Genomic DNA, 11,580 nt, shown 5'->3' on the forward strand with positions numbered 1-11,580 from the left:
GCGCCCGGGCGACGGTACCTTGGTCCTGGGTGGTGGCCTGCTGCGCGGTTGTGGTGTATTCCCGGGCCGTGCGCCGAGACGGCAGTGTTGCACGGTCTACGAGGTCACCGCCGCGACCACGGATGCCCGTTCGCTCGGCGTCGGAGCCCGTCGAAAATCTCACGCGACATGCGGAAAATGGGTTCCGAGATCGAGCGACTCGACAAAGCTCGCGTTAAGTGAAGGGTCTCGCTTCGAGCCGCCCGCCAACCGTTAGGGCGGAGCCGGACGTTTGACTCAGGCGCCGTTCCGAGGCTCCCGACGCCCAGCTCGCAGTCCGCTTCGACCGACCGCGGACCCCCCGACGTCGAGGTCGTCCTCTGCTCGGTTCGCAACAGGGCCGTGTCGAGGACGTGGTTGACGGTTACTGATCCCGAGTCACGGCTAGTCGCCGCCACTCTGTGGCAGAACGCGTCAGTCGTAAATGATTCCGCACCGACCCCGATGGGGTGAAGGTACGATTTCGGCCGCTGGCAGATTGGGAGGCGGCAGTATCCCCCAGCTCTGTGTTGGTGCGGGTCACTACGCAAAACGGATAGGGACCCCCGCCTCACTTGGGCGTCTGGGGCTGGGACCCGGTTCCCAGTTTGCGGCTGGGGCCGACCGGTCCCGCAGCGAACGGGTGAGGGGGAGCTCAAGGAGGAATCGTTCGAGCACCGGCAAAAGAGACCAGTACGGGGCGGTCACCAAGGTGTCCGCCCGTCGTGAACAATACGTCCTTGCCCCTGACGAATACTACCGTCACTCAACTGGGAGATCCGATGACCACAGGCGACTTCGACGACGCGATCGTGATGAGGTTTCGAGAGGCGCAGGAGGCGGCGGTCCTTGAGGTTGCGGACCAAGGGCTGCTGACCCTCGCGTCACTGGTTGCCTCAGGGGCGATCGACGTTGCGCCGAGCTTCCAACGGCGCGATCGCTGGGATACGCATCGTCAGTCACTCCTAATCGAGTCCCTGCTCAGCAATATCCCCGTGCCTCCCGTGTACCTGGCTGAAGACGCTGCACGGATGGGCAGCTACGCCGTGATCGACGGAAAGCAGCGGCTAACGTCGATCTCGGCATTTTTTAGTGACGAATTGCAGCTTCGTGGGTTGTCGCGTTTCCCAGTGCTCAACGGGTATCGCTACTCGGATCTGCCGGATGGGGTACGGAATCCGCTTGGCATGAAGAGTCTCCGTGTGACGACTCTGCTGCGTCAGTCTGACGAGGCACTCAAGCATGAAGTGTTTCTTCGCCTGAATACCGGCGGTGAGGTTCTCAACGCACAGGAGATCCGCAATGTCGCGTACCGAGGCCCCCTCAACGACCTGATCGTCAGCCTCGGCGAGAACGTGTTTCTCAGGAAGCAGTTCAAGGTCGAGCCGCCGAACTCGCAGGCATATCGGCAGATGATGGACGTGGAGTTTGTGCTCCGGTTCTTCATGCTGAGTGAGACCTGGCGGACCTTCAGTGGCGGGCTCCGGGATGAGCTCGACAGATTCATGGCAGAACGGAGGTTCGCAGCGGCGAGTGAGCTAGAACCACTGCGGCGGAGGTTTGAGGATGCGATGGCTGACGCGCAAGCAATCTGGGGTGACCGTGCGTTCAAGCGGCCTGGTCGCGATCAAGCCCTAGCTGGGCTCTTCGACGCCGAGATGATCGGGCTCGTCGCCCTCAGTCCGAAGCAGCGAAAGGCCCTCCGCTCTAAGGCTGCGGAGGTTGTCCAAGCGACAGACGCACTATTCGCTGATCCGGATTTTGACGAGAACGTCCGGCGGGCTACGAACACACCACAACGGCTTCGGGACCGCACGAACAGCATGATTGAGGCGCTATCACGGGTGGCGTCCTAGCGCCATGGCATCTACCACTAGGGATGATCTTCTCGTCGCCGTCGAAGCATTCAAGACCGCGGTTGACGACCCAGTAGTCCGCGCCGGAGATGCGGTGGGCGATCTTCTAAGAAGGGGGCTGACCGTCTCGGGGTTCAACCTTCTTGAGACATTCATCGCCGGACGAATGGGAGAAATCGCCAGTCATGTTAATTCCGGTAGCTCGCAGTTCGTAGACCTTCCGGACGCACTCCAAGTTCGAGCCATTAAGAATACCATTTCCGTGGCTAGCGGCCGAGTGCGTCGTATGGGGCGCGAGCCGGCAACCCTCCGTGCATTCGCACGCAGTCTGGGGGCCTCGCTTTCTGCGGTTGATCGAACGCTCGAGCTGTCGCCGCTGACGTGGATGTGGTCTGGAAGCAACATGGCATCGGACGATTACCACCAGATACTAAGGGCCTTTCACGTCAAGGATCCATGGGTCACAGCCAACGCCATTGCCACCAGGATGGGGTACGGAAGTCTCGACCTCAGGGTGGCCATTGACGATCTAGCCAGGGAACGCCATAAATGCGCCCACGAGGCCCGGCACGGGGTCACCGCCCTCTGGTTGCGGTCCGTTCCCGAGCGGGTTACGGCGGCCGCGGCGTGTTTCGACGTGTTGGCGTCGATCGCTGCAGCTCAGCTCAGGACAGGCAGCCAAGCGTTCTTCAAGAACACGGACGCGATCGACGGAACGTCGCTGCAGTTCCGGAGAGTCGTTGACCGCGGTCGCGACTCCGCAGAGATGCTGGAAGGTGCGAGGCGCGCCTACCGGACGGACCGGGACGCGAGTGCGTTGTTCAGCGCGGCTGCGGGGCGCTGTACCGACCGCGAGGCGGTGATTGCACAGTCTGCGACTGGCGATCTCACACGATGGGCGGTGCCGGCCATCGGTTAATCGGACGGTGGTGGCTAGGGCGTGGTCAGCCTAGAACGCTGGGTGGCGAGCATGGTCTTGAGCTCCCCAGACGCTCGGATTCCGGCGTCCATGAGCGTCCCCTTGTTGAGACCACTATCGACCGAGCGCATACCACCAAGGGGCTGGGCTGCGGTGATCGGGGCCTTCGACGCCCATGGCCTCATCATCACGGTGCACAGGCCGGAACCTCTTGATGCGGTGTAGGCGCGGCGGGTGTTCTGTCGCCTTAACGTAGAGGCGTGCCTGCGTCCCGGAATGACGAAGGCCCCGCGGTGCGGGGCCTTCGGTCCTGCGCCTGAGGTGGAGCTAGACGGGCTCGAACCGTCGACCTCCTGCATGCCATGCAGGCGCTCTTCCAGCTGAGCTATAGCCCCAGGACGACGATCAAAGTAGCACGGCGTCGTGGGGGCGCGTCGTGCGGTCGGGGTCAGCGGCCGCGGAGGAACTCCGGGGGCTCGAGGGGGTCACCGGACTCGCCGGGGCCGCGGCGGGTGGTGCGGGCGCCCTCGGGGCGGCGGGGGTCACGCGGGGCGGTGCGGGGCGGGCGGCCGCCGGCGTTCGGGGTGACGCGGTCCAGTGCGCCGATCAGCGCGGCGTGGGTGGCGCGGACATCGTCGAGAAGGATCTTCGCGTTGACGTCCAGGGAGCGGCCGAGCTCGCGCAGGTCGCCCGCCAGCGTCTCGCCCTCGCGGAGGACCAGCGCGGCGGTCTCGCGGGCCTTGGCCAGTTGGGTGCTCGAGCGGCGCTGGACCTCCTGCTCCGTCGCGGCGGCCAGGCGCTCGGCCTCCTCGCGCGTCTGCTGGGCGTCAGCCGTGATGCCCTGGGCCGCGTTCGTCGCCCGCTGGTGGACGGCCTGCGCCCGTTCCTCGGCCGCCTGCACCTGTGCGGCGGCCTCGGCCTGCGCGGCCTGCACCCGCGCCTCCGCGTCCGCCTCGGCGCGGCGCAGCAGCTCGGCGGCCTGCTCCGTCGCCCGGCGCGTCGCCTCCTCCGCCGCGGCCTCGGCCCGTCGGCGGGCGCTCTCGAGCGTCGCGGTCGCGTCCTGGCCCAGCCGGGCGGCCTCGGCACGCGCCTCCTGCTCGGCCTGCGCGGCCCACTCCTCGGCCTCGCGGGCGAGGCGCTCGGCCTCCGCTCGTGCCCGTTCGGCTTCCGCCTCGGCCGCGACCCGGGCTCGTTCCGCCTCGGCCTCGGCGTCGGCCAGCGCGCGCTCGGCCTCCCGCCGCAGGCGTTCGGCCTCCGCCTCGGCCGCGCCTCGCGCGTGCTCGGCCTCGCGTCGCGCTCGCTGGGCCTCCGCCTCGGCCTCACGCCTCGCCTGCTCCGCCTCGGCTTCGGCCGCCCGCTGCCCCCGGGCGGCTTCCTCCTCGGCCTCCCGCCGCACCTGGGCCGCGCGGACGTCGGCCTCGCGCTGGAGGCGGGTCGCCCGCTCCTCGGCGTCGCGCGCCACGCGCTCGGCCTGCTCGTCGGCCTCGCGCAGCACGCGGTCGGCCTCGGCCTGGGCCTCGCGGGCGGCGATCTCGCCGTCCTGCTCGATCAGCGCGCGGCCCTGCTGGACGAGCCGCTCGGCGTCGCGGCGGGCGTCGCGCAGCAGGTCATGGGCCTCGGACTCCGCGGCCTCGATGCGCAGGTGGGCGGCGCGCTCGGCCTCCGCGATGCGCTCGTCGGCCCGGCGCTCGGCCGCGGTGATCCGGGCGGTGGCGCGCTCCTCGGCTTCTCGACCCAGGCGGGCGGCGGCCTCCTCGGCCGCGGCGACGATCCGGGCGACGCGGTCGCCGGCCTCGGGAGCCGTCGCGGACGCCCCGGCGCCGGGGGCGGGGGGACCCTCTGGGCGCGCGTCGGGCGATCGCGGGGTTCCGGCCATCCGGCGCAGGATTCCAGGTCCGCGTGTGGGGCGTCGACCGTCGGCGGCAGGGGGCGACCGGCGGGTAGGCCTTTGGGACTACCGGGTCTGGCCGTCGTGCGGACGAACGCGTCTTAACCCGGCTGGGTTCTCGAGATCGCGGCGTGCTTGCCCGCCTCGAACTTCCCCGCGTCGAGCTCGTCCGCGTCGAACTCCACGAGTCGCCGGTGTGTCACCCAGATCGCCGCGATCGATGCCGCCGTCAGGATCCCTCCGGTCCAGAACGCGGCGTGCAGGCCGGCGAGGTCGGCCGTCACCCCGGCGCGGGCCTGGCCGAGCGGTGGGCCGCCCGCATAGCTCAGGACCTCGACGCCCGCCAGGCGGCCGCGGTAGTCGTCGTCGATCGTGAGGTTCCAGAGGGCGTCGCGGAAGACGGCGCTGACGACGTCCGCGGCGCCGGCCACGGCGAGCAGGACGAAGGCGAGGGCCAGGCTGTCGATCACGCCCAGCAGCCCCAGCGCGACGCCCCACGTGGCGGCGGCGAGCAGGACGACGCGGCCGTGGCGACGCACCCGGCCCGTCCAGCCGCTGGTGACCGAGGCGAGCAGGCCGCCCGCCGCGATCGTCGCCAGTAGAAACCCGCCGGCCCATGGGGCGCCCAGGTCGTCAGCCAGGAACGGCAGCAGGGCGTAGGGGAACGCGAAACCCATCGCCGCCAGGTCGGCGAGGTATGACCCGCGCAGCTCCGGGTGACGCCAGGCGTAGCGGGCGCCGCCGGCGATCTCGCGGACGATCCGCCCGCGCGCCGTTGACCGCGTCGGGATCGGCCGCAACCGCCACAGCAGGGCGGCGGAGACCACGAACGTCGCGGCGTCGAGCGCGTAGGCAACGGTGACGCCGGGTCCCGCGGCGAGGATGCCGCCGAGGGAGAGGCCGACGATCGAGGCGACGTCGGCGGCGACCGTCAACAGGACGGCGGCGGCCGTCAGGTGCTCCGGCGCGACGACCCGCGGGACGGCGGCGTCGAGGGACGGCCGCTGCAGTGCGAAGAGCCCCGCGATGACCGAGGCGCAGACGAAGATTGGCCAGAGCGCGGGGTCGGGCAACGCGGCGTTGACGACGAGCCCCACCGCGGCGACGGCCAACCCGAGCTCGCAGCCGACCGCCAACGTGCGGCGGTCCATGCGATCGGCGAGCGCGCCGCCGAAGAGGCTGAGCAGCACGATCGGGATCACCTCCGCCACGCCGAGCAGCCCGACGGCGAGCACCGAGCCGGTCAGCGCCTTGACCTGGAACAGCGCCGCCACCAGGGTGATCCGGCTGCCGAGCGCGGTGACGGTCCGGCTCGCCAGCAGCAGCCGCAGGTCGGGCGAGGCACGCAGCGGCGAGAGGTCGATCGCCACGCCGCGCCGCACGGGTGCGGACGCTACCGCGTGGTGTCGAGCCCGGGTCCCTCGGGCGTGCCCGGCTCCAGCGGGTTCAGCGGCACGAGGTACGTGACGTGCTCGGGGCGGATGGGCCTCGGCGCCAGCCCCGAGAGGTCGGGAACCGGCGGCCACGGCTCGCCCGTCTCGGGGTCGTCGTCGAGCTGGGTCCCCGCGTTGTACGGCTGGCCGACCCGCTCGCCGGTCGACAGCAGCACGACGTCGGCGTGCTCCCGGCCCCACGCGAGCGCCTCGTCGGCGTGCACCTTCTGAGGGCCTCGCATCGACTTCCCCTCGCCGGTGACTTCGCACGAGAACGTCGCGCTCCACCGTGCGCCGTCGGCGGTCGGCTCCTCGTGGAGCAGCGCCAGGCTCTGGTCGGGCGCCGGCGGATCGACATGAGGGCTGAACGGCGTGTCGGGCTCGCCCCGACGGCCGTGGAGTTCGGCGTACAGCAGCGCGATGGTAACCGCGGGGTCGCGCATGCCGAGGGCGAGGCGCGGCATCTCCCCCGCGTCGATGCACTCGAGCGTGGGGTCGATCGGCGGCTCGGCCACGTCCGAGAACGCGCAGAACACGGCGACCTCGTCGACGTCGCCCTCCGCGACCGGGAAGTACGCGACCGGGTGCAGGTCGGAGTCCGTCACCCACGGGTGGAACCGCGTGTGGACGAGGTGCAGCGCGACCCGCTCTCGCTCCTCCATGTCCCGCGTCGGGTCGGCGTAGCCGACGAGCAGCGAGGGGGCGAACTCACCGTCCTCGCCCTGCCGGGGGACGACCCAGACGCCGTCCGGCGTCGCGATCGCCACGGCCACTCGCACGGTCTCGGGCATGGCGCGCACGGTAGTCGAGCCGCGGGGCGCCGACCGCTCTCGGCGTCTCGTCGGCGCGGCGCGCCGCCGAGCCAGGCCGTCCGGCAATCGGATCAGGCCGGGGGCGGGAACTTCAGCCAAGCGCGGCGAACCGCTGGGTCGCCGATACGAGCGCCGCGGCCGTTGCAGCACCACCGCGATGTCCTTCGTGCTCCACAACGACGAGCTCGCTGCCCTCCCATGCCTGTGCCAGCTGCCACGGCACGTCGAGTGGTGAGCTGACGTCGCGGCGCCCATGGATGAGCACGGCCGGGATATCCGCCAGACGGTTCGCTCCTCGGAGCAGTGCCTCGTCCGCAAGCCACGCGGCGTGCGTCCAATAGTGGGTCACCAGCCGAGCGAAGCAGAGGCGAAAGGCAGGGTCTTCGTAGCGGGGATCCGGGGGGTCGTCCTGATGCGTTCTCACATGGGCGTCCTCCCAGCGGCACCATCGGCGGGCTGCCGGCTCGTGGACGTTCGGGTTCGGACTCATGAGCAGACGGTGGTACGCGGCCGTCAGGTCCCCATCGCGCTCCGGGGGCGTCACGCCGTCACGGAACCGCGCCCATTCGTCCGGAAAGAACCGACCGACGTCGCGTGTGACCCACCGGACCTCGCGGTGCGTTGTCGTGACGACCGAGGACAGCACCATCTGGGAGACCGACTCGGGATGGGCCTCGGCGTAGGCGAGCGCCAGCGTCGAACCCCAGGACCCGCCGAGCACCAGCCACCGCTCCACACCGAGATGCTGGCGCAGACGCTCGATGTCCTTCACGAGATGGTGTGTGGTGTTCGTCGAAAGGTCCACGGCCGGGGTGCTCGCGTGCGGCCGACTGCGGCCGCTTCCGCGCTGGTCGAACGTCACGACCCGGTAGGTGGTCAGGTCGAAGAGGTCGCGCCACCCGGGCGAGGCCCCGGACCCGGGGCCGCCGTGCAGCACCACGGCTGGCTTGCCGCCCCGCACGCCGTGCACCTCCCAGTAGATGAGGTGGCCGTCGCCGACGTCCAGATAGCCCTCGTCGTGCGGAGCCGCCGCCGCGTCCACGTGGTCCGTTCGCGGTTGCGGCATGGTGAGATGCAACCAGAAGCGAGACGCGCTTCGGGCGCGAACGCGGCGAGCTATGCGGTCGAGTCCCTCGCCGCCCGGACCCCGCGCACCGACGGCGACGCCACGACCGCCAGCGCCACCGGAACGGCGATCGCCGTCTCGATCGCCAGCAGCGTGTGGATGCCGATGGCGTCGGCGATGGGACCCGCGACCGCCAGGCCGATCGGCATCAAGCCCGCCGAGGCGAGCCAGTCGATGGACGAGACGCGGGAGAGGGTGTGCTCGGGGATCTCGCGCTGCAGGGTCGTCTCCCACAGCGTGAAGCCGATCGTCACGGCGATGCCGGTCACGGCCTCGAGCGCCGCGATCGCCGGGATCGGCAGGCCCGAGCCGATGATGATCGCCTGGCACGACGCGACAACGAAGGCGATGGCGGCCACCAGCAGCGGGCGGCTGGGGCGGATCCGCAGGACGATGAGGTCGCCGACGATCGCGCCGACGCCGAACCCGATGCTCACGATCGCCCAGGACGCCGCCCCGCCGTACTCGCGCTCGGCGAGGACGGGGCCGAGGACGAAGATCGCCGGCAGCACGACCACGTGGTAGACGGCGAGCAGCAGCAGGAACCCGCGCACCCAGCCGCGGCTCCACGCCTCGTGGATCCCGCCCCGGACGTCGGCCCACATGCTCTTCGTGGCCTCCCGGACCCGCGTGGTCGCCGGCGGACGCATGAGGGCGAGGGCGACGGAGCTGACCGCGAACGTCAGGGCGTCGATGGCGAACGCGAAGCCCGCGCCGGCCAGGGCCACGAGCGCACCGCCCAGCGCCGGGCCGGCGATGTGGGCGGTCGACATCGTCAGGCCGCGCAGCGCGTTGGCGTCCTGCAGCAGCTCGGGCCGCACGATGCTCGGCATCAGCCCGACCATCGCGGGCTGGAAGAACGCGTCGGCGGTCCCGAAGATCGCCATGAGGACCGCGAGATGCCAGACCTCCGCCGTGTCCGTGAGGAGCAGGACCGCCGCGACGGCCTGGACCAGCATCCGCACGACGTCTGAGCCGAGCATGAGCCGGTGGCGGGACAGGCGGTCGGCCCATACCCCGCCGACCAGCGCGAAGAGCAGGAACGGCACCGTCATCGCGCCGGCGACGATGCCGACCTCGGTGGCGGATCCGCCGATCGACAGCACCGCGAAGGGGAGGGCGATCATCGTCGCGCGGTCGCCGATGACCGACAGCGCCTGGCCCAGGAAGAGCAGACGGAACTGGGGCTCCTCGCGGAGGACACGGGGGACGGCGGGGATCACGCGGCGGGAGATGATGCCGTGTGCGCTGTCCGCGTGCGGCGTGGTCCGCCATGTGGCGGGCCCCCGTTCGCGAGCACGCGTCCGTCGCGCCGGCCTCAGTCGGGCTGTTGGCGCGTGGCGCCCGCGTCCGACGTGCCGGTCGCGTCGGCGCCGGCGGCCGCCGCCTCGTCCGCCTCGCCCGAGGCCTTCGCCTCCTTCTCCGTCGGCGCGAGTTCGGCCGGGTCCGGGCCGTCGAGGGTCTCGTCGCCGTCGAGCCAGCCCGCGGCGGCCGAGACCGAGGCGATCACGGGGGCGGCGAGGAACGCGCCCGTCAGGCCGATCAGGGCGGTGCCCGCGCCGACGCCGAGCAACACCGTGATCGGGTGGAGGCTCACGGAGCGGCCGATGAGGATCGGCTGCAGCACGTTGCTCTCGACCTGCTGGACGATGAGGACGACGACGATGGCGCCGATCGCCCCGTTGACCCCGTTCGTCGAGAGGGCCACGAGCACGGCCGCCAGGCCCGCGACGATCGCGCCGACGAACGGGATGAACGCGAGGATGAACGTCAGGATCCCGAGCGGCACGGCCAGCGGCACGCCGATGATCGTCAGGCCCACCGCGACGCCGATGCCGTCGATGGCGGCGACGATGACCTGGCTGCGCACGTAGCTCGACACGGCACCCCACGCGCGCAGACCGCCCTCGTGCCACGCGGTGCGGCGGTCGGCGGGGGCGAAGCGCAGGAACCCGCGCCAGAACCCCAGGCCGTCGATCAGCAGGTAGATCACGAGCATGACCGCCAGGACGACGCCCGCCGCGGCGTTCGCCACGCCCGCGGCGGCGGTGACGACGCCGGAGCTCAGCACGCCGCCGATCTGGCCGATGGAGTCCTGCAGCTTCGCGGTGATGTCGCGCGAGTACTTCTGGATGTCGGCGTCCTTCAGGCCCAGGTCGCTGAGCGCCGCGGGGATCTGCGTGATCCCCCGCTCGACCTGCCCGGCGATGTCCTCCGCCTGCGACGCGATGTCGGGGGCGACGAACGCGAGCATCCCCACGAGCAGCGCCAGGAGCAGGAGCACCGTGACGAGCGCGGCGGCGACCCGCGGCAGCCGGATGCGGCCGTGCAGCACCGTCGCCACCGGCGCCAGCAGCGCGGTAAGGAGTACGGCGACGAAGAACGGCAGCAGGATGAACTGCAGGCGCGACCACACCAGCAGCACGCCGTAGCCGGCCACGCCGATGATCAGGAAGCGGAGCGCCGCGAGGCTCAGGCGATCGAGGGCGATCCGCTGGGCCGGGCCGGTCTGAGGAGTCACGTCCCCGTCCTTCTGGACGCCGCGCTCGGACCCTTCCGAGCTGCGCGATGATCCGCCGATGGGCGAACTCGTGCGTGAGGAGATCGCCGTCGAGGCGTTCGACGTGCCGGGGGACCGCGAGCTGCGGCTGTTCTTCCTGCTGCCGGAGACGTTCGTCGCCGAGGCGACGCTGGCGGAGGACGACGACGGCGGGCCGATCGGGGTCGCGCTCTACCGGCGGGTGATCCGGGCCACTGAGCCCGGGGAGCACGACGAGAGCGACGCCGCGTTCTTGGTCGTGGGCACCCTGACCTTCGCGCTGCGCGAGCCGTGGGCGGACCGGCCGGTGGTCCGGCTGGGGTCGGCCGCGCCGGTGGCGACGCTGGCGGGCGCGGGGCGGCGGAACGCGTACGGCCAAGAGCTGCTGCGCGCCGCGGAGGGCCGTTCGTTGCGATGGCGGCGCGCGGACGACGAGCCGCCGGTCGCGACGATGTCCGGGGGAGACGAGGCCCCACGGGTCCAGGGCGCGCCGACGCCGGCACCGTCTCCGGAACCGCGCTCGGTGCTGGACCTCCTTCGGGTGGACGCGCCCTTCGACCCCCGGCAGGGGCGCGCGCTCGTCCATCGCCTCGGGCGGTGGCTCGACGCGGTCGTGCCGGACGGTGTCCGCGTCGCCTCGGACAAGGATCTGTACCTGCAGCTGTGGTCCGGGACCGCGCCGCGGACGCGCCGTGCGGTGGACCTCGGGGTGTTGGCCGAGGTCGACTCGTGGGAGGAGGCCGGCGAACAGCTCTGGTTCCTGTTCGAGGAGGAGCTCCCCGACGCGGTCGCCGCCCTCGGCGGTCGGCCGTTCCCGGACCCGCCCGCTACGAAGCGCTGCGGGCCCGGCGGGGCGTCCCCGTTTGTGCGGTTGCGCGACGGCGCACTCGAGTGCGGGTGGCGTCGGGAAGACGGGTGGCAGCTCTCGATGGACCCCGTCGCCATCGGCCACGCATCGGCGGCCGACAGGCCCGCCGCCCCGTAGCGCC

At 71.3% G+C, this 11,580-nt stretch carries 9 protein-coding genes and 1 tRNA gene; 3 read left to right on the top strand and 7 right to left on the bottom strand.

The features are described from left to right. Window positions 1-800 precede the first annotated feature (800 nt). Window positions 801-1,874, top strand: coding sequence for a DUF262 domain-containing protein (locus F593_RS0105595; protein WP_022927773.1), 1,074 nt, complete (start codon window positions 801-803; stop codon window positions 1,872-1,874). 4 nt (window positions 1,875-1,878) lie between these two features. Further along, window positions 1,879-2,793 carry a hypothetical protein gene (locus F593_RS0105600; protein ID WP_157251598.1) on the top strand — a complete coding sequence of 305 codons (915 nt, stop codon included), beginning with the start codon at window positions 1,879-1,881 and terminating at the stop codon, window positions 2,791-2,793. A 322-nt stretch (window positions 2,794-3,115) separates the two neighbouring features. Here the strand turns inward: F593_RS0105600 and F593_RS0105605 are convergent. The 7 genes from F593_RS0105605 to F593_RS0105635 form a co-directional block, all read right to left on the bottom strand. Next, window positions 3,116-3,188, bottom strand: a tRNA-Ala gene (locus tag F593_RS0105605). A 53-nt stretch (window positions 3,189-3,241) separates the two neighbouring features. Beyond that, window positions 3,242-4,669 (bottom strand): coiled-coil domain-containing protein, encoded by a 1,428-nt coding sequence (locus F593_RS27845; RefSeq protein ID WP_022927775.1) that lies wholly within the window; start codon window positions 4,667-4,669, stop codon window positions 3,242-3,244. A 113-nt stretch (window positions 4,670-4,782) separates the two neighbouring features. After that, complete coding sequence (locus F593_RS27395) at window positions 4,783-6,063, bottom strand: MFS transporter (RefSeq protein WP_022927776.1); 1,281 nt, start codon at window positions 6,061-6,063, stop codon at window positions 4,783-4,785. Window positions 6,064-6,074: 11 nt separating this feature from the next. Further along, window positions 6,075-6,905 carry a hypothetical protein gene (locus F593_RS0105620; protein WP_022927777.1) on the bottom strand — a complete coding sequence of 277 codons (831 nt, stop codon included), beginning with the start codon at window positions 6,903-6,905 and terminating at the stop codon, window positions 6,075-6,077. Window positions 6,906-7,017: 112 nt separating this feature from the next. Then, window positions 7,018-7,992 (bottom strand): prolyl aminopeptidase, encoded by a 975-nt coding sequence (gene pip, locus F593_RS0105625; protein WP_022927778.1) that lies wholly within the window; start codon window positions 7,990-7,992, stop codon window positions 7,018-7,020. A gap of 50 nt (window positions 7,993-8,042) precedes the next feature. Beyond that, window positions 8,043-9,275, bottom strand: coding sequence for an MFS transporter (locus F593_RS0105630; protein WP_022927779.1), 1,233 nt, complete (start codon window positions 9,273-9,275; stop codon window positions 8,043-8,045). Window positions 9,276-9,370: 95 nt separating this feature from the next. Next, on the bottom strand, window positions 9,371-10,573 hold the full coding sequence (locus F593_RS0105635) for an AI-2E family transporter (RefSeq protein WP_022927780.1): 1,203 nt from the start codon (window positions 10,571-10,573) through the stop codon (window positions 9,371-9,373). Between the two features lie 58 nt (window positions 10,574-10,631). Between F593_RS0105635 and F593_RS30270 the strand changes: the two genes are divergently transcribed. Next, complete coding sequence (locus tag F593_RS30270; RefSeq protein ID WP_022927781.1) at window positions 10,632-11,576, top strand: hypothetical protein; 945 nt, start codon at window positions 10,632-10,634, stop codon at window positions 11,574-11,576. The last annotated feature ends 4 nt before the right edge of the window (window positions 11,577-11,580 follow it).

Source organism: Patulibacter americanus DSM 16676 (genome assembly GCF_000420025.1).
Taxonomy (GTDB): domain Bacteria; phylum Actinomycetota; class Thermoleophilia; order Solirubrobacterales; family Solirubrobacteraceae; genus Patulibacter; species Patulibacter americanus.

What these genes read in the sequence shown, in the direction of transcription:
- F593_RS27845 (WP_022927775.1), bottom strand. Translation starts at nt 4,669, where the DNA reads ATGGCCGGAACCCCGCGATCGCCCGACGCGCGCCCAGAGGGTCCCCCC.
- pip (WP_022927778.1), bottom strand. Translation starts at nt 7,992, where the DNA reads ATGCCGCAACCGCGAACGGACCACGTGGACGCGGCGGCGGCTCCGCAC.
- F593_RS0105595 (WP_022927773.1), top strand. Translation starts at nt 801, where the DNA reads ATGACCACAGGCGACTTCGACGACGCGATCGTGATGAGGTTTCGAGAG.
- F593_RS0105620 (WP_022927777.1), bottom strand. Translation starts at nt 6,905, where the DNA reads ATGCCCGAGACCGTGCGAGTGGCCGTGGCGATCGCGACGCCGGACGGC.
- F593_RS30270 (WP_022927781.1), top strand. Translation starts at nt 10,632, where the DNA reads ATGGGCGAACTCGTGCGTGAGGAGATCGCCGTCGAGGCGTTCGACGTG.
- F593_RS0105600 (WP_157251598.1), top strand. Translation starts at nt 1,879, where the DNA reads ATGGCATCTACCACTAGGGATGATCTTCTCGTCGCCGTCGAAGCATTC.